Origin of the sequence: Chromohalobacter sp. HP20-39 (genome assembly GCF_033052815.1) — a bacterium.
Taxonomy (GTDB): domain Bacteria; phylum Pseudomonadota; class Gammaproteobacteria; order Pseudomonadales; family Halomonadaceae; genus Chromohalobacter.
Genome location: NZ_JAWHTP010000002.1, coordinates 253,092 through 270,492, shown reverse-complemented (window position 1 = coordinate 270,492; position 17,401 = coordinate 253,092). Strand labels below are relative to the sequence as shown.

Here is a 17,401-nt window from a genome sequence, read left to right as displayed (position 1 = left end):
GTGCTTTCTTAGTGCGCTACTTGGGCGGGGGGCGAGACCTGCCCGCGCATCAGCACGTAGTAGCACGCCCCACCCAGGCTGGCGCCGAGTAGCCATGCGAAGCCTTCCAGCGCGGCGAGGGCTGGCACCCATACCGAGGCTAGCGAGAACAGCGCACCGATGGCGAAGGCCGCCAAGCCGCGACGGTTCCAGCCGTTGGTGTAGTAGTAAGTACTGCCGGGCGCAGCCGAGAACAGCGCCTGCACGTCCAACTGGCCACGGCGGACGACGTAGTAGTCGATCACGATGATGCCGTAGAACGGCGCGATGACGGCGCCGATGGCGTTGACGAAGCCGGGAATGCCGAGCTGGCTGATCACGCTGACCCACAATGCGCCGATGAAGAAGGCGATGATCGCCGTGATCAACCCGCCGAGGCGGAAGCTGATGCGCCGCGGAAACAGGTTGGCGAGGTCATAGGCGGGTGGAATGAAGTTGGCCACCAGGTTGATGCCCACGGTAGCGGCGAAGAAGGTCAGCGCGGCGACGATCGTCAGCGGCAGGCTATCGACGCGCTCGACAATGTCCGAGGGATTGGTCAGCGCCTCGCCGAACAGCGCCAGCGTGCCGGCGGTGATGATCAATGCGATGAACGAGAACACCGCCACGTTGAGCGGTAACCCGAGCCAGTTGCCGAGCCGCATGGCACGTTCGTTCTTCACGAAGCGCGCAAAGTCGCCGAAGTTGATCACCACGGCGGCGAAGTACGCGATCATGGTGCCAAGCACGGTGAAGAAGGCGCCGACGGCGCTACCGGCGGCGGCGCTACCGCCGCTGAAGATGTCGTCCACTGCGGGCAGTAGCGAGGCCCCGGCCTGCCACCAGACCACGCCCATCAGCACGATCATCACCGCGTAGACCAAAGGCCCCGCCCAGTTGAGGAAGCGTTTGATGCGCTCGATCCCCGCCCAGAACATCGCCAGTTGAAAAAACCAGACGATGACGAAGGCCAACCAGGCCACGCTCGATAGCCCCAGGAACTGGCCGCTCTCTGGTACGCCCAGCGCGGTCAACAGCAGTGTGACGGCGGTGGAGGCGAAGTAGGTCTGCACGCCGTACCAGAAAATACCAATCACTGCGCGCAGCATGGCCGGTAAATTGGCGCCGTGCACGCCGAGGCTGGCGCGCACCACCACCGGAAACGGAATGCCGTATTTGACGCTGGGCCGTCCGGTCAGGTTGACCAGTACCATGACCACCAGGCCGGCGAGGATGATGGCGGCCATCACTGCCCAGCCGTTGAGGCCGTAACTCAGAAACAGCGAGGCGGCCAGGGTGTAGCCGAAAAGGCTCTGAATGTCGTTGGCCCAGACATTGAAGATTTCGAAGGCGCCCCAGCGTCGCTGATGATAGGGCAGTGGCGCCAGGTCGGCGTTGTAGAGACTCGCGTCGGGCGCCGTGAGGCGCAGATCGTTATCGTTCATGGAAACGCTCTATGTCGGTACGCAGATGCATGGAAGACGACGTCATTGGCGAAAGCGTTGGCAGGCCGGCCAGTAGCGCATCATCAGGTAATACGCCAGACCGGCGGGCACGAGGCTCGCGTACCACGAGATCGCCGAGATATTGAGCGCCACCAGCGCCCCGATCAGCGTGGCGATGAAGGCGGCGTAATTGATGCCGCGATAGGGACCCTGCGTGTCATAGAGTTTGTCGATATCCAGCGTGCGCCGGCGGATGAGGTAATAATCCACCGCCATGATCGCGAAGATCGGGCCCAGGAACGCCGAGTAGGTCTGCACGAACAGCTGCAGCCCTGCGGCGGAGTCGTCCTTGACCAGTTCCCAGGGGAAGGTGGCGAAGGCCAGCAACCCGACGATCACCGTGGCGCTGCGGAATTTCAGCTTGAACACATCCATCAGCACATAGGTCGGTGGCACCACATTGTTGAGCACGTTGGTGGTGACCTGGGCGAAGGCGATGAACAGCAGGGTGGTGATCAGAAGCGGCGGGTTGTCGACGGCATTGGCGAAGACATCGATGGGATCGGCGACGCCGGTGGCGCCGGAGACCATCAGCCCGATCAACCCCATGAACAGCGTGCAAGGCAGGATCGACATGGCGTAGAGCGTGGCCAGAAGTCCCGGCCCGCTGCCGTGCTTGAGTTCGCGCGAGTAGTCGCTGGCGTTGAGGATCATGGTGCTGTAGATGCCCAGAAACAGCATCGTCGCGCCCCAGAAGGGCAGCCCCCAAGTGCCGTCGATATCGATCAGCTGTTCGCCGATCACATCGCCGTACTTGTCGAGCACGCTGAAGAACATGTAGACCAGCGAAGCCAGAATGAAGCCGCTGCCGATGTTTTCTAGCCACTTGATGCCTTGGAAGCCGAACACCGATAGAGCAATCTGTAAGAACTGGAAGGTGATGAAGTAAAGCACCAGGTTGTCGAAGCCGAACAGCGTCGCCGATACGGCGTTGAGGGCGCCAGCACCGATCCAGCTCTGGAAGCCGTACCAGACGATGGCCGGCACCGCGCGTATGAGGCCCGGTAGCCGAGTGCCGGTAAAGCCGAAGGCACTGCGTGCCTGCACCATGAAAGGAATACCGTATTTATAGCCGGCGGCGCCGTTGACCGTCAGTGCGATGCCGATCACGACGCAGCCGATGGCGATGGCCAGCGACGCTTGCAGCAGGTTGAGCGTACCGACGATGCTCGAGCCCATGGCGAAGGTGCCGATCGACACGCAGCCACCGAACCAGGCCAATAAATATGAGACGCGTCCCATGATGCGGTTGCGCTGTGGGGCCAGGGACTCTTGTCCCGGTGCCTTGCCGGCAGGGCGTGGCCCTTCCGACGTGGCGGAGTCGCTTGTCATGACGCTTTCCTCGGGCGGGAGCGGATCCCGCGGTTTGTTGTTGTGCGTCCCGGTGTGGGGACGTCCGAGTGGCGTAGCGTGCTGCTGTTTATCTATCCGTCGGGCGACTTGGTGTTGTGCTTATCGGCAAGACGACGCCGGCGACGGTTGAGTATCTATAACGAGCGAACGTTGGTTGCGATGCTGAAAACTGGCTCCCCCCGTTTGCGGGATTAGCGTGATAAATGCGCGAAGTGGCCGGTGAACGCCTTGGGGCGTGGAAAATCCAGATCACCATGCTTGCTGGTGCCGAGCCCGAGACCGACTAGGGCCTCGGCTAGTTTCACGGCGGCGGTGACGCCTTCGACGATGGGAATGCCCACCGCCTCCTCGATGGTGCCACGTAGGTCGGCCATGCCGCCGCAACCGAGCACGATGGCGCCGATGCCGTCTTCATCGCGGGCACGGCGACAGGTCTCGATCACGCGGGTCAGCGCTGCATCGCCGTCGTCTTCCAGGTCGAGCACGGGGATCTCCGCCGCGCGCACGCGGCGGCAGTGATGCGCAAAGCCGTAGGCCTGCAGCAGATGCTCGGCAATGATGCCGGTGCGACTCAGCGTCGTGACGATGGAAAAGCGCGTGCTGATCAGGCTGGCCACGTGAAAGCCGGCCTCGGCGATCCCCAGCACCGGGGCGCGAGTCAGCTCGCGGGCCGCCATCAAGCCGGGGTCGCCGAAGCAGGCGATGATGTAGGCGTCGCTGCCGTCGCGCTCGCCCTTGGCGATTTCCTCGGTCACCCCCACGGCGCTGATCGCCTCGTCGAAGTGACCCTCGATGGATACCGGGCCGCTTTCCGGCTGCGTGGCGACGATCCGTGTGCCCGGCGCGGCGATGCGACTGGCGGATTCGCCGATGCGCGTGGTCATGCCGGTACTGGTGTTGGGGTTGATGAGATGCAGGCGCATGAAAGTCCTTGAGCGCGAGGTTTCGCCTCGGGTGCAGTATTTTTTGTCTACAAAATTTCTAGTATTGAATACAAAATAAGTCAATACCTGATCGTCGTCGCGCCAGGCATACACTAAGCCACCAACGCCTTGTGTCGCCGTTAGCTTGGTACAGGGATCCGTCGTATGCCGGCACACGAGGCGATGGCGAGCCTAGGCACTCGGCCAAGGGATTGATTTTTTGTATACATCAACGCACGCTAAGGTAATCGACTTATAGAACAAGAACCGGGAGTATTTATGGGCATGGCATCATCCTCCGATTCGTCCGCCGTTTATCCCCGCGACCTCGTCGGCTACGGCCGCACACCGCCTCAGGCCGATTGGCCGGGCGGGGCGCGCATCGCCGTGCAGTTCGTCCTCAATTACGAAGAGGGCAGCGAGAACAGCGTGCTGCACGGCGACAGCCACTCCGAGCAGTTCCTCTCCGAAATCGCCGGCGCCGAAGCCTATCCGGATCGCCACCTGAGCATGGAGTCGATCTATGAGTACGGCTCGCGGGCGGGAGTGTGGCGCGTGCTGCGCGAGTTCGAGCGACGCGGCTTGCCGCTGACCGTGTTCGGCGTCGCCATGGCGCTGGAACGTCATCCCGAGGCGGCACACGCCTTCAAGGAACTCGGCCACGAGGTCGCCTGCCACGGCTATCGCTGGATTCATTATCAAAACGTGCCGGAAACCGTCGAGCGTGAGCATATGCAGCGCGCCGTCGAGATATTCCGCACGCTCTACGGCGAAGCCCCGCTGGGTTGGTATACCGGCCGCGACAGCCCCAACACCCGGCGCCTGCTGCTCGACCAGGGCGGCTTTCTCTATGACAGCGACTACTACGGCGATGACCTGCCGTTGTGGAGCGACGTTCAGGACAGTCAGGGCCAGACGCACCGCCACCTGATCGTGCCGTATACGCTGGATACCAACGACATGCGCTTCGCCTCGCCCACCGGTTTCGATCACGGCGAACCGTTCTTCCAGTATCTGCGCGACGCCTTCGACGTGCTCTACGCAGAAGGCGCGGAAACCCCCAAGATGCTCTCCATCGGCCTGCACTGCCGACTGATTGGTCGCCCCGGACGCTTCCGCGCGCTGCAGCGCTTCCTGGATTATCTCGAGGCCCACGACCGGGTGTGGATAACCCGGCGTGTGGATATCGCCCGCCACTGGGCGGCGGAGCATCCGGCTTGAACAAGGAGAGACGAGGCATGCCACAGCGTACCGAGACATCTCAGAACGCCTACTACGCCCCCCATGGCGGGTTGCCGCCGCAGAGCCAACTGATTCATGGTCGAGCGGTGTTCACCGAGGCGTATGCGGTGATCCCGAAAGGCGTGATGAGCGATATCGTCACCAGTTTCCTGCCGCATTGGGAAAAGACGCGGCTGTGGATACTTTCGCGGCCGCTTTCCGGCTTCGCCGAGACCTTTTCGCAGTACATCATGGAGGTTTCCCCCGGTGGCGGCAGCGAGCGACCAGAGCCGGATAGCGGCGCCGAGGGCGTGCTGTTCGTGGTCGAGGGCGAGATGACGTTGAGCCTCGACGGCCAGGCACATGCGATGGTGCCGGGTGGTTACGCCTTTCTACCGCCGGGCGCTGACTGGCAATTGCGCAACGAGAGTGACGCACCGGTGCGCTTCCACTGGATTCGCAAGGCTTACGAGCATGTTGAAGGGTTGGACGTGCCCGAGGCGTTCGTCACCAACGAGAACGATATCGCGCCGATCGCCATGCCGGACACCGATGGCAAATGGGCCACGACCCGGTTCGTTGACCCGCAGGACGTGCGCCACGACATGCACGTCAATATCGTCACCTTCCAGCCGGGTGGGGTGATCCCCTTCGACGAGACTCACGTCATGGAGCACGGCCTCTACGTATTGGAGGGCCGCGCGATCTACCATCTCAATCAGGACTGGGTCGAGGTCGAGGCCGGCGATTACATGTGGCTGCGCGCGTTCTGCCCGCAGTCATGCTATGCCGCCGGACCGGGGCCGTTTCGGTACCTGCTTTACAAGGACGTCAACCGGCACATGAAACTGCGCTTGAGCTGAGGAAAACCATGATCGAACTTGCCGCCCAACCGCTGACCGACGAGGCTTTCGCGTCGTTCGGCGAGATCATCGAGCGTCGTGATGCCGATAGCTTTCCCATCAATAATGGCCGCACGCAGCGTTATCACGATCTGGCGCGGATCGAGACGCTCGGCGAGGGCGCACGGCCGATCATCAGCCTTTTCGTCAGCCAACCCGTGGCGCTGCCGTTGACTCTCACGATGCTGGAGCGTCACCCGCTCGGCAGTCAGGCGTTCATGCCGCTGCACGGCGAGCGCTTCATCGTCGTCGTCGCACCACCGGGGGAGCGCATTGACCCCGACGATGTGCGTGCGTTCGTTACCAATGGTCGCCAGGGCGTGAACTATCGCGCCGGGACCTGGCACGCCATTCACTCGGTGCTCGACGTGGAAGGCGAGTTCCTGGTGGTGGACCGCGCCGGCGAGGGCAATAACTGCGCGGAGTACTCGCTGGAGATTCAAGTGAGTCTATAACGAAGCGTCCACGCCATGGTGGTGTTCAACGGTTTGGCCATGCACGTTGAGTGCTCGTTCGCCTTGCAAGGTTTGATCAGGAGTCCTCCCGATGTCTGATGCGCGCCGTTCCATTGAGCATCTCAAGGAAGTCTTTTCCGCCTTTCTGATACTGGGCCTGACGTCCTTCGGCGGGCCGATTGCCCATTTGGGTTATTTCCGTGCCGAGTTCGTCACGCGGCGCCGTTGGTTGTCGGAGGAGGACTACGCGGATCTGGTGGCGCTGTGTCAGTTTCTCCCGGGCCCGGCCAGCAGCCAGGTCGGTTTTGCCTTGGGATTGCTGCGTGGCGGAGGTTGGGGAGCCGCCGCTGCCTGGACGGCCTTTACGCTGCCTTCGGCCATCGTGCTGGTGCTTTTCGCATCAGGTGCTGCAGTTTTCGATGGCCCGGTCAGCCAAGGCATCCTGCATGGGCTCAAGGTGGCGGCCGTGGCGATCGTCGCTCATGCCGTCTGGGGCATGGCGCGCAAGCTTTGCCCCGACCAGCGGCGCGCCGGCATCGCCTTGGCGGCTGTTCTATTGGTGGTGCTGATCGGCGGACCGGTAGGGATGGTCACGGCCATCGTGATCGGTGCGGTGGCCGGTATGCTGTTGTGCCGAGACCAGGGTGGTCCGGTGTCGCATGAATTGTATTTTCCGGTGTCGCGGCGCGTCGGCCAAGTCGCTGCCGCATGTTTCATCGCGTTGCTGATCGGACTGCCCTGGCTTGCCTGGGTGTCGTCGTCAATGGTGGTATCGATGATCGATGCCTTCTACCGCGCTGGCGCTTTGGTGTTCGGGGGCGGGCATGTGGTGCTCCCGCTGCTGGAAAGCGAGGTCGTTCAGTCAGGCTGGGTGACACCCGATAGCTTTCTCGCGGGCTACGGCGCTGCCCAAGCGATTCCAGGACCGCTGTTCACTTTTGCGGCGTATCTTGGCGCCGAGATGGGGGCTTTGTCAGTGCCGTTTGGCGCGGCGCTAGCGCTCATCATGATCTTCTTGCCAGGGCTGTTATTGCTGGTGGCCGTGCTGCCTTACTGGAGCCGCTTCCGGCGCTTGGAGCGCGCGCAATCACTGATGCGCGGCGCGAATGCCGCGGTGGTGGGCATCCTGGGCGCTGCTCTCTACCAGCCTGTCTGGACCAGTGTGATTGTCGGCTCTTCCGAGTTTGCACTGGCATTGACGGGCTTTCTGCTCTTGAGCGTCTGGAAGCTGCCGGCCTGGGCGGTGGTTGTGATCTTGGCGGCCGGGGGCATCGTCATCACGCTTTAGTGGGAGTGAGAGGCAGCGCGAGCCGACGGGGCCGTCGGCTCGCGTATCGTTCACGGCAGGGTGGGCGTTACGCCTCGTGACTCGCCTTGTCTCGACGCGGATCGCGACCCAGTGGATGCGGTTCGCCGCGTTGCTTGGCAAGCTCGATCTGGCGTTGACGCTCGCGGGCACTGGCCCGGGTTTTCTCCGGCAGGTTATCCCAGCAGTGCGGGCAGCTCACGCCGGGTTCGTATTTCGCGGAGGCCATGTCGTCTTCGGAGATCGGCCGGCGACAGGCGTGGCACTGTTCGAAATCGCCCTCGGCGAGGTCGTGGCGTACGGTCACGCGGTTGTCGAACACGAAGCATTCGCCCTGCCAGCGTGACTGTTCTTCGGGGACCTTTTCCAGGTAGCTCAGTATCCCGCCCTTGAGGTGATACACCTCCTCGAAGCCTTCATTGAGCATGAAGCTAGAGGCCTTCTCGCAACGGATACCACCAGTGCAGAACATCGCCACCTTTTTGTGCTTGGTGGGGTCGTAATGCGCTTTGACGTAATCTGGAAACTCGCGGAACGTCTTGGTCTGCGGGTCGACGGCGCCCTCGAACGAGCCGATTTCCACTTCGTAATCGTTGCGCGTGTCGATGACCAGCACTTCCGGGTCGGCGATGACATCGTTCCAGTCCTCGGGCTCGACATAGGTGCCGACCGTCTGGTTGGGATCCACGCCGTCGACGCCGAGGGTCACGATCTCGCGCTTGAGCTTGACCTTGGTGCGGTAGAACGGATGCGCGTCGCAGTAGGATTCCTTGTGGTCGACCGCGGCCAGGCGCGGGTCGGCCCTTAGCCAGGCCAACAAGGCGTCGATGTCCTCGCGAGTGCCGGAGACGGTACCGTTGATGCCCTCTTGAGCGAGCAGCAACGTGCCTTTTACATCATGGGCGCGCATCGTCTCGAGCAACGGTTCGCGCAGGGCTTCGTAGTCGTCGAGGGTGACGAACTGATAGAGCGCTGCGACCACGATGGCCGGCGCGTCGTGCGGTTGGGTCATGTCTGTCTCCTGGTAATCGTCCCCGTAAAGGACGGACCGGGTGAATCGCTGGCGAGTGCCAAGGGAGACGTATTTTACGCAATGCCACGCGGTGATGCATCTGCGGCAGGATGCCGCTCCTGATCACCACTGCAACCAATACGACACGCCATGTTGTGAGGAAGATACGATGTCAGACCCCGTGCAATGGGAAATGGAAAAAGGCGCCCCCCTCGGGCATTCGGCACATTTGCTACATGATATTCCGCTGCCGGCGGCGGTGGTTTTCGAGGCGCCACTGACCAACAACTTGACCTGGATGCAGCGCTTTGCCGATGACCACGGTGCCAAGTTGGCACCGCATGGCAAGACCACCATGGCGCCAGAGTTGTTCAAGCGACAGCTCGAGGCGGGGGCCTGGGGCATCACGCTGGCGACGGCGGTGCAGAGCGTGGCGGCGTATGCGCATGGCGTCGAGCGCGTGTTGATGGCCAATCAATTGGTCGGGCGCCCCAATATGGCCTTGGTGGCAGATGCCATCGAGCGTGGGCTCGAGTATTACTGCGTGGTGGATGGTGTCGCTAATGTTCGCGATCTTGGGGCGTTCTTTGCCGAGCGTGGCCTTACGCTCAACGTGCTGATCGAGCTGGGCATCGACGGTGGCCGCTGCGGATGTCGCAATGCCGAGCAGGTCAAGACGCTGGTCACGGCGATTGGCGAAGAATCCGCCCTGGCGCTGGTGGGCATCGAGGGATACGAGGGCATGATCGCTGGCGGTGATGAAGTCGCGTCCGTGCGTGCCTACGGTGAGCGCCTGGTAGAGACCGTGCGCACGCTGCACGCCAGCGGCGTGCTGGACTGCGAGGCGCCGCTGGTCACCGCCTCCGGCTCCAAGTGGTTCGATCTGATCGCCGAGGCATTCGATCGGGCGTTCTTCAAGACTGAGTCGCGCGAGCACTACACGCCGGTGCTGCGCCCTGGTTGCTATGTGGTACACGATCACAAGCTCTATGCCGGGGCGATGGCCAATGTGCAGACGCGCCACCCTGAGCTTGAGGGTGCGCTGCAGCCGGCGCTGGAGGTCTTCGCCCATGTGCAGTCGCTGCCCGAGCCCGGTTTGGCCATCGTCGCGCTGGGTAAGCGTGATATTGGCCATGAGCCGGACCTGCCATTACCACTTCGACTATATTCCCTGCATGACGAGAACGTGGCGCCGATCGATATCAGCGACTGGCGGACGACGCATATCATGGATCAGCATGTGTTCCTCGCGCTTCCCGAGAACGCCGATATCGCCGTGGGGGATGTGATCGCCTTCGGGACGTCGCACCCATGCCTGACGTTCGACAAATGGCGTCGCGTATTGTGTGTCGATGAGTCGCTGGCAGTGACGGAGGTGATGACGACGCACTTTTGAATGGCACTAAGCATGTGGTGCGCAAAATCGCGATTAGACTTAAGGCGGGTGTGCGTGTGATATGCTAATATGCGCCCTCGCTTAATGAATCCGTCCGCCGGCGGCGCCTCGTCATCCGGCAGACCCGACCTGTCGATATCGCCATGATCCATCGTTATCTCAACACCTCCTTGTTGCTGGGCGCCTTGAGCGTTTCCGGCGTTGCCCTCGCCCAATCCTCCGCGCCTGAGGTAATGGAAATCACGGCCCCGCGCCTCGACCGCGAGCTCTATGCCACGCCCGCCGCGGTCTCTGTGATCGATCGTGAAGAAATAGCGCAAGGCCAGCAGCGCGTACGTCTCGATGAATCGCTGGTGACCGTGCCGGGCGTGTACCTGCAGAACCGCTATAACTTCGCGCAGGGCGAACGCATTTCCATTCGTGGCTTCGGGGCGCGTACGCCTTGGGGGGTACGCGGTATTACGCTGATGGTCGACGGCATTCCCTACACCTTGCCGGATGGGCAGGCGCAAACCGATGCCATCGATCTCGACAGTGCCCAGCGCATTGAGGTGATTCGTGGCCCTGCGTCGGTTCAGTACGGCAACGCGGCGGGCGGCGTGATCAGCGTGACCACGGCGACGGGGCGCGATGATCCGGGCAGCAGCGTGCGTCTCGGAGTGGGTAGTAACGGCTATCGAAAGGCCTCGGTCAGCAATGGCGGCGTCGAAGGCCCCTGGTCGCACCATGTGAGCTTCTCGGCACTGAAAACCGACGGTTACCGCGAGCATAGCGCCGCCGAGAAATACTTGTTCAACGGCAAGCTGCGTCGTGAGCTGGGTGACGACCGCGCGCTTACCGCTATCGTCAATCTAATGGATAGCCCCTACGCAGAAGATCCGGGCGGCATGACGCGGGAACTGGTCAATGAGGACCGTGAAGGAACGATCGATAGCCGAGGATACTATGATTACTCACCCGAGCGGATCGACTCGGGGCAGGAGGTCGATCAACAGGTGATCGGTCTGCAATACGAGGATCTCTCGGCGGGGCCGGGTGAACTGTATCTCAAAGGCTTCTATATGCACCGTGACTATCAGCAACAGTTGGCCTTTGCGGGTGGCAGCCGTTCAATTGAGAATGTGCAAAACTACATCGCCTATGACCGTAACTATTATGGCGGCAGTGCTGAATATCATCAGTCACTTTCGCTCGGGCATATGCCGCTGACATATGTGGCGGGCATCGATGTGGCGCGCCAGGTCGATGATCGCCATAGTGACGACGTATTGATCGATGGCGAGCATGTGCGTCGCTCTCAGGATGAAACGCAAAAGGCGACTTCTCTGGGGGTGTTCGTACAGGGCGATCTGGATTTGACCGAGCGCTGGGTGCTATCGCTGGGCACGCGTTATGACCGGGTGACATTTGATATTGACGATCATTTCCTGAGCGATGACGACGACAGTGGCGAGCGGACGTTCCATCAATGGAGCGGCAGTACGGGACTAAGCTTCCGTTATCTCCCTACGCATCAGTTCTATCTGTCCACGGGTACGTCCTTCGAGACGCCGACGTTCTCCGAATTCGCCAACCCGGGCGTGGGAGGCGGCTTCAATCCCGATATCGAGCCGCAAAAGGCGTGGAATCGTGAAATCGGTCTGCGTGGCAATTTCGATAATGGCCTGAGTTACGACCTGGCCGTGTTTTCGACGCGCGTGCGGGACTCCCTGGTGGCATACGAGAACGCGGCTGGCAAGACGTATTACCGCAATGCGGGTAATAGCCGACAGGAGGGGATCGAAACCTCATTGGGATGGCAACTGACGCCGAGCTGGCGGATTGATAGTGCGCTGACCTTGGCGCGTTATGAATACGACGATTATGTCGTCGATGGGAACAATTACGACGGTAATCGCATCCCTGGGTTGCCGGAGCAGACCTGGATCAATCAGTTGACCTGGCAGGGGCTCGACGAGCGCTTTGCGACCCTCGAGACGCAGTACATCGGCGATATGGTGGCGGATGACGCCAACGATGTGCAGGTCGACGACTACTGGCTGGTTAATCTACGCGCCGGTGATGGCTGGCACTTGGGCGGCGATACCTTGCTCAAGGGCTACGTGGGTATCCGCAACCTCTTCGCCCGTGAGCACTTCGCCAACGTGATCATCAATGCGACCAATGAGCGCTATTTTGATACGGCGCCGGGACGGACCGTCTACGCTGGAGTGGAGGTCGCATTCTAGGTATATCGATCAATAACCAGAGAAGAGGGAACGCATGCGCTATCTATTTTTGACGATGGGGACCGCGTTGCTGCTGGCCGCGCTAGCCGGCTGTACGGTTAACACCTATGGCGGCGGTCAACGTGAGGTCAAGGCGGGCGTGCCGCAAAGCGGGCCGACCAGTAACCCAGCGGATGTCTCGCGTGCCGACGAGACGCCTTGACACCTGAAACAGGCCCCGCACGCGAAAACGGCCCCTCCTAGGAGGGGCCATGTTGCGCTGAGGCAGGCGGTGCTCAAGAATATTGAGCAGATATGCTGCCTTTATCGTTGATATCTTTGTTTACGTTAGCGTTCGTAGCCTAAAGAAGAGTTACTAGTTTCTTGAGAGGTTGAATGGCCCGATTCAGCTACTTTCTGATAGGCAATTTTGAAGCCGGTAAGCGCCATGGCAATAGAGATCAACGGGACGCAGTAGTTCAGCACGGCGTAAGGAGCGTACGACCAGGCGCTAACACCAAGTGCGCTATAAACGAAGATGGCATCGGTGCTCCATGGTACTAAGGGAGAGGTGATTGTACCGCCGTCTTCTAGGGCACGGGAAAGGTTCTTGGGGTGCAGATTCTTGTCGCGAAAAGACTGAGCGTACATTCTCCCCGGAATAATGATAGAAATATACTGTTCGGCAGTGACTACGTTGGTCAAAAAAGACGAGCCGACTGTAACGGCGCACAATGATCGGCCGCTTCTTGCCAGCCTCACGACTTTGCCTACCAACGCGTTCAGCATTCCAGTGCTTTCCATGATGCCGCCAAATATCATCGCGATCATCGCTAGTGACACGGTATACATCATGGAGTCTAGGCCACCCTGACTGAGTAGGCTGTCGACGGTTTCGTTACCTGTATCCGATACATAGCCGCCTTGTAGTACAGAAAACAGCGTTTGCATATCACCGCCCTGAATCCAAAGATAGGATAGGCTACCCAACATGATGCCGATGATCAGGGTCGGTATGGCCGGCACCTTGCTGGTCGCCAATACTGGAATCAATAAGGGAATAATGAACAGCCAAGGGGAGATGACGTAATTCGCCTGGAGACTATACACGACGGTGCTGATCGATTGGGATAGTTCGCCAGCGTCAGTGGAATGGGCCATGAACATGAACATGATTAAGGCGATGATAAGCCCGGGAATGGTGGTGTAGAGCATGTGGCGGATATGCGCGAAGATATTCGCCCCCGCGATGCCCGAGGCAAGAATGGTGGTGTCGGATAGTGGTGACATCTTGTCGCCGAAGAAGGCGCCGGAAACGATCGCCCCAGCGATCGCCGCTGGTGGTAGTCCCATGCTGGTGCCGGCCGCCATGCCCGCGACGCCCAGGGTACCGATAGTCGACCAGGAACTGCCCATCATCAGCGTACTAAATGCGCAGATCAGCAGCAGTGCAGGCAGGAAATAGCCGGGTGACAAGAACTCCAGGCCGTAATAGGTCATCGCGCCGACGACGCCGCCAGCGACCCAAGAACTGATCAACAACCCCACCAGTATCAGGATAACGACGGCAGGTAGCACCTTCTTGATGCCATCGTAGATATAACCTTCAAGCGCCTCCCATGAATAGCCGTTGAACCAGGCGACGATGCCCGCCGTCACGGCGCCGATCAACAAAGGAATGTGTGGGCTGCCTTCGTAGACCATAATGGTTGTCATCATCGTGACGATCATCACGATGAAAGGCAGCATGGCGGCAAAAAAAGGAATGTCTTGTGATTGTTTGGACATGATTTTCCTTCATTGTAATGATGGCTTTAGGTAATTTAGGCCCGCGATACATGGGGATCGCGGGTGATTTCTCAGTAGCTGGGCAGCAGGTTGTCCGGTACCAGCTTGCTGAGTGCACGTGCGAGCAATAGCTCGGTGGTCGCTTCAATGTCCGGGGCGAAGAAACGGTCTTTGTCGTAGTAATCCACGCGTTCACGCAATGCGCTGCGGGCCTGCTCCAGAAGGGAGGTAGTAGCGAGGCCGTCGCGGAAGTCGAGCCCCTGACAGGCGGCCAGCCACTCGATGGCCACGATGCCACGCACATTGGCGGCCATTTCCCACAGGCGTTTACCGGCGGCAGGCGCCATAGATACGTGGTCTTCTTGGTTGGCGGATGTCGGCAGACTGTCGACGCTGTGCGGATGGGCCAGGGCCTTATTTTCGCTGGCCAGCGCTGCGGCGGTGACCTGGGCGATCATGAAACCGGAGTTGACGCCACCTTTTTCTACCAGGAACGGGGGCAACTGAGACATGTTCTTGTCCATCATTAGCGAGATACGCCGCTCGGTGAGCGAGCCGATCTCGGAGATCGCCAACGCCAGATTGTCGGCTGCCATGGCTACCGGTTCGGCATGGAAGTTGCCGCCGGAGATGATGTCACCTTCCGCAGCGAATACCAGAGGGTTATCGGAGACCGCATTGGCTTCGACTTCCAAGATTTCGGCGACTTGGCGCATCTGACGCAGGCAGGCACCCATCACCTGCGGTTGGCAGCGTAACGAGTAGGGATCCTGTACCTTGCCGCAATCAACATGTGAGTCACTGATCCTGCTATGCTCACCCAGCAGGTGGCGATAGGCGCTAGCGGCATCGATTTGGCCCTGCTGGCCACGTACGTTGTGAATGCGAGCATCGAAGGGCGCGCGTGAACTGAGCGTCGCTTCGACGGTGAGGGCGCCACAGACCGTCGCGGCTGCATATAGGTCCTCGGCCTCGAACAGCCCACGTAAGGTGTATGCGGTGGAGACCTGAGTGCCATTGAGCAGTGCGAGCCCTTCTTTGGGTGCCAGTGCCAATGGCTCTAGTCCGGCAATACTCAGCGCCTGTCGCGCGGGCAACCACTCGCCCCGATAGCGTGCCTGGCCCTCACCCAGCAACAGGGCACTCATGTGGGCCAATGGGGCCAAGTCGCCGGAAGCCCCCACCGAGCCCTTGAGCGGGATGCGTGGGTAGATCTCGGCATTGATCAACGTGATCAGGGCATCCAGTACCTGGCGTCGAATACCCGAGAAGCCCCGTGCCAGAGCATTGATCTTGAGCACCATGATCAGCCGCACCAAAGAGTCGTCCATGGGCTCGCCGACGCCAGTAGCATGCGATAGCACCAGTGATCGCTGTAAATCTTCGAGATGGTCCTTTTCGATACGGGTCTGGGCCAGCAGGCCGAAACCGGTATTGATGCCGTAGACGGTGCGGTCTTCCGACAGCACCTGGTTGACGCAATCTACGCCGCGTTGGATGGCTGCGTTTGCGCTATCCGGTAATCTGACTTGGATCGGGGCTTCGAACACCCGGCGCATTTGTGCCAGGGTCATCTTTCCGGGGGAAATCTTGAGATGGCTCATCACTTGCTCTCCTGTGCGTCGATCATTGGCAGATCAAGGCCGTTCTCTCTAGCGCTCTCTTTAGCGATCTCGTAACCGGCATCGGCATGGCGCATCACCCCGGTGCCGGGGTCATTGCGCAGCACTCGGCCTAGCCGCGCGTGAGCGTCATCCGTGCCATCGGCGACGATCACCACCCCGGCGTGCTGTGAGTAGCCCATGCCTACGCCACCGCCGTGATGCAGCGAGACCCAAGTGGCGCCGCCAGCGGTATTCAGCAGGGCGTTGAGCAGTGGCCAGTCGGACACAGCGTCACTGCCGTCCAGCATTGCTTCGGTCTCGCGGTTGGGGCTGGCCACCGAGCCAGAATCCAGGTGGTCGCGACCGATGACCACCGGCGCCTTGAGCTCGCCGTTCTTGACCATTTCGTTGAAAGCTTGTCCCAAGCGGGCACGATCCTTGAGGCCGATCCAGCAGATGCGTGCGGGAAGGCCCTGAAAGCTTATGCGTTCGCGGGCCATGTCGAGCCAGTTGTGCAGGTGTGGATCGTTGGGGATCAGTTCCTTGACCTTGGCGTCGGTCTTGTAGATGTCCTCCGGGTCGCCGGACAGCGCCGCCCAGCGGAACGGGCCGATGCCCTGACAGAATAGCGGGCGAATATAGGCCGGTACGAAGCCGGGGAAATCGAAGGCCTTCGTCACGCCTTCATCTTTTGCCATCTGTCGAATGTTGTTGCCATAGTCGAAGGTCGGAATGCCCATCGTTTGGAAGTCGAGCATGGCCTGGACGTGCACTGCCATGGACCGCTTGGCGGCCTTGACCACTGCCTCGGACTCGCGCTTGCCGCGAGCCACATAATCTTCCCAGACCCAACCTGAGGGCAGGTAGCCATGCAACGGATCGTGAGCACTGGTCTGGTCGGTGACCATGTCCGGACGTACACCACGCTTGACTAGTTCCGGCAGTACATCGGCGGCGTTGGCGCACAGGCCGATGGAGATCGCCTGGGCTGACTGGGTGTACTTCTCGAGTCGAGCCAGAGCGTCGTCGAGATCGTCAGCTTGCTCGTCGAGATAGCGCGTGCGCAGACGAAAATCGATGCGTGACTGCTGGCACTCTATGTTCAGTGAGCAGGCGCCAGCCATGCTCGCGGCCAGCGGCTGGGCGCCGCCCATGCCCCCCAGGCCGGCAGTGAGGATCCAGCGACCGGCGAGTTTGCCATCATAGTGCTGGCGCCCCGCCTCGACGAAGGTCTCGTAGGTACCCTGGACGATGCCCTGGGAAGCGATGTAGATCCACGAGCCAGCGGTCATCTGGCCGTACATCATCAGGCCTTTCCTATCCAACTCGTTGAAGTGCTCCCAGTCGGCCCAGGCTGGTACCAGGTTGGAGTTGGCGATCAGTACCCGAGGGGCATCCTTGTGAGTCTCGAACACGCCCACTGGCTTGCCGGACTGGATCAGCAACGTTTGATGGTCTTCCAGGCGTTGGAGCGTCTCGACAATCTTGTCGTAGCACTGCCAGTCGCGGGCGGCGCGGCCGATGCCGCCATAGACGACCAGATCCTCCGGGCGTTCGGCGACATCGGGGTGCAAGTTGTTCATCAACATGCGCAGCGGGGCTTCGGTCAGCCAGCTCTTGCAGGAGAGCTCGGTTTCGGTGGGAGCGGCGATCCGGCGACTGGGGTCGTGACGCTTGTCGGTGTTGGACATATTTGAGGTCTCTCTTTGCT

At 60.8% G+C, this 17,401-nt stretch carries 14 protein-coding genes; 7 read left to right on the top strand and 7 right to left on the bottom strand.

Annotated elements, in window-relative coordinates; genetic code table 11:
* Positions 1-8: 8 nt before the first annotated feature.
* From RVY79_RS04775 to RVY79_RS04765, 3 genes are all read right to left on the bottom strand, one after another.
* The gene (locus RVY79_RS04775) at positions 9-1,463 is read right to left on the bottom strand and encodes an NCS1 family nucleobase:cation symporter-1 (protein WP_317462889.1); all 1,455 of its coding nucleotides are present in this window, start codon (positions 1,461-1,463) and stop codon (positions 9-11) included.
* A 42-nt stretch (positions 1,464-1,505) separates the two neighbouring features.
* Complete coding sequence (locus RVY79_RS04770) at positions 1,506-2,855, bottom strand: NCS1 family transporter (protein ID WP_317462888.1); 1,350 nt, start codon at positions 2,853-2,855, stop codon at positions 1,506-1,508.
* A 212-nt stretch (positions 2,856-3,067) separates the two neighbouring features.
* Positions 3,068-3,799 carry an aspartate/glutamate racemase family protein gene (locus RVY79_RS04765; protein ID WP_317462887.1) on the bottom strand — a complete coding sequence of 244 codons (732 nt, stop codon included), beginning with the start codon at positions 3,797-3,799 and terminating at the stop codon, positions 3,068-3,070.
* 285 nt (positions 3,800-4,084) lie between these two features.
* Between RVY79_RS04765 and puuE the strand changes: the two genes are divergently transcribed.
* The 4 genes from puuE (at position 4,085) to chrA (ending at position 7,665) form a co-directional block, all read left to right on the top strand.
* Positions 4,085-5,020: an allantoinase PuuE gene (gene puuE / locus RVY79_RS04760; protein ID WP_317462886.1), complete on the top strand. Its 936-nt coding sequence runs from the start codon at positions 4,085-4,087 to the stop codon at positions 5,018-5,020.
* Between the two features lie 17 nt (positions 5,021-5,037).
* Positions 5,038-5,883, top strand: a complete 846-nt coding sequence (locus tag RVY79_RS04755) for a bifunctional allantoicase/(S)-ureidoglycine aminohydrolase (RefSeq protein WP_317462885.1) — start codon at positions 5,038-5,040, stop codon at positions 5,881-5,883.
* A gap of 8 nt (positions 5,884-5,891) precedes the next feature.
* A complete protein-coding gene (locus RVY79_RS04750) occupies positions 5,892-6,377 on the top strand; it encodes an ureidoglycolate lyase (protein WP_317462884.1) in 486 nt (161 codons plus the stop codon).
* 91 nt (positions 6,378-6,468) lie between these two features.
* A complete protein-coding gene (chrA, locus tag RVY79_RS04745) occupies positions 6,469-7,665 on the top strand; it encodes a chromate efflux transporter (protein WP_317462883.1) in 1,197 nt (398 codons plus the stop codon).
* 67 nt (positions 7,666-7,732) lie between these two features.
* Here the strand turns inward: chrA and RVY79_RS04740 are convergent, their stop codons facing one another.
* Positions 7,733-8,695 (bottom strand): rhodanese-related sulfurtransferase, encoded by a 963-nt coding sequence (locus tag RVY79_RS04740; RefSeq protein ID WP_317462882.1) that lies wholly within the window; start codon positions 8,693-8,695, stop codon positions 7,733-7,735.
* Positions 8,696-8,864: 169 nt separating this feature from the next.
* On the opposite strand from RVY79_RS04740, the gene RVY79_RS04735 reads away from it, so the two are divergent.
* The 3 genes from RVY79_RS04735 to RVY79_RS04725 all read left to right on the top strand — a co-directional run bounded on the left by RVY79_RS04735 (position 8,865) and on the right by RVY79_RS04725 (position 12,521).
* Complete coding sequence (locus RVY79_RS04735) at positions 8,865-10,091, top strand: amino acid deaminase (RefSeq protein WP_317462881.1); 1,227 nt, start codon at positions 8,865-8,867, stop codon at positions 10,089-10,091.
* 143 nt (positions 10,092-10,234) lie between these two features.
* Positions 10,235-12,319 (top strand): TonB-dependent receptor, encoded by a 2,085-nt coding sequence (locus RVY79_RS04730; protein ID WP_317462880.1) that lies wholly within the window; start codon positions 10,235-10,237, stop codon positions 12,317-12,319.
* Positions 12,320-12,353: 34 nt separating this feature from the next.
* Positions 12,354-12,521: a hypothetical protein gene (locus RVY79_RS04725; protein WP_317462879.1), complete on the top strand. Its 168-nt coding sequence runs from the start codon at positions 12,354-12,356 to the stop codon at positions 12,519-12,521.
* 125 nt (positions 12,522-12,646) lie between these two features.
* Here the strand turns inward: RVY79_RS04725 and nhaC are convergent, their stop codons facing one another.
* The 3 genes from nhaC to hutU all read right to left on the bottom strand — a co-directional run bounded on the left by nhaC (position 12,647) and on the right by hutU (position 17,381).
* Positions 12,647-14,086: a Na+/H+ antiporter NhaC gene (nhaC, locus tag RVY79_RS04720; RefSeq protein ID WP_317462878.1), complete on the bottom strand. Its 1,440-nt coding sequence runs from the start codon at positions 14,084-14,086 to the stop codon at positions 12,647-12,649.
* 71 nt (positions 14,087-14,157) lie between these two features.
* Positions 14,158-15,690, bottom strand: coding sequence for a histidine ammonia-lyase (hutH, locus tag RVY79_RS04715; protein WP_317462877.1), 1,533 nt, complete (start codon positions 15,688-15,690; stop codon positions 14,158-14,160).
* A complete protein-coding gene (gene hutU / locus RVY79_RS04710) occupies positions 15,690-17,381 on the bottom strand; it encodes a urocanate hydratase (RefSeq protein ID WP_317462876.1) in 1,692 nt (563 codons plus the stop codon). The genes hutH and hutU overlap by 1 nt, the downstream gene beginning before the upstream one ends.
* Positions 17,382-17,401 lie beyond the last annotated feature (20 nt).

Excerpts from the sequence above, each read along its gene's own strand:
- RVY79_RS04755 (WP_317462885.1), top strand. The coding sequence starts at position 5,038 with ATGCCACAGCGTACCGAGACATCTCAGAACGCCTACTACGCCCCCCAT.
- RVY79_RS04775 (WP_317462889.1), bottom strand. The coding sequence starts at position 1,463 with ATGAACGATAACGATCTGCGCCTCACGGCGCCCGACGCGAGTCTCTAC.
- puuE (WP_317462886.1), top strand. The coding sequence starts at position 4,085 with ATGGCATCATCCTCCGATTCGTCCGCCGTTTATCCCCGCGACCTCGTC.
- RVY79_RS04740 (WP_317462882.1), bottom strand. The coding sequence starts at position 8,695 with ATGACCCAACCGCACGACGCGCCGGCCATCGTGGTCGCAGCGCTCTAT.
- hutU (WP_317462876.1), bottom strand. The coding sequence starts at position 17,381 with ATGTCCAACACCGACAAGCGTCACGACCCCAGTCGCCGGATCGCCGCT.
- RVY79_RS04725 (WP_317462879.1), top strand. The coding sequence starts at position 12,354 with ATGCGCTATCTATTTTTGACGATGGGGACCGCGTTGCTGCTGGCCGCG.
- chrA (WP_317462883.1), top strand. The coding sequence starts at position 6,469 with ATGTCTGATGCGCGCCGTTCCATTGAGCATCTCAAGGAAGTCTTTTCC.
- RVY79_RS04770 (WP_317462888.1), bottom strand. The coding sequence starts at position 2,855 with ATGACAAGCGACTCCGCCACGTCGGAAGGGCCACGCCCTGCCGGCAAG.
- RVY79_RS04750 (WP_317462884.1), top strand. The coding sequence starts at position 5,892 with ATGATCGAACTTGCCGCCCAACCGCTGACCGACGAGGCTTTCGCGTCG.
- nhaC (WP_317462878.1), bottom strand. The coding sequence starts at position 14,086 with ATGTCCAAACAATCACAAGACATTCCTTTTTTTGCCGCCATGCTGCCT.
- hutH (WP_317462877.1), bottom strand. The coding sequence starts at position 15,690 with ATGAGCCATCTCAAGATTTCCCCCGGAAAGATGACCCTGGCACAAATG.
- RVY79_RS04765 (WP_317462887.1), bottom strand. The coding sequence starts at position 3,799 with ATGCGCCTGCATCTCATCAACCCCAACACCAGTACCGGCATGACCACG.
- RVY79_RS04735 (WP_317462881.1), top strand. The coding sequence starts at position 8,865 with ATGTCAGACCCCGTGCAATGGGAAATGGAAAAAGGCGCCCCCCTCGGG.
- RVY79_RS04730 (WP_317462880.1), top strand. The coding sequence starts at position 10,235 with ATGATCCATCGTTATCTCAACACCTCCTTGTTGCTGGGCGCCTTGAGC.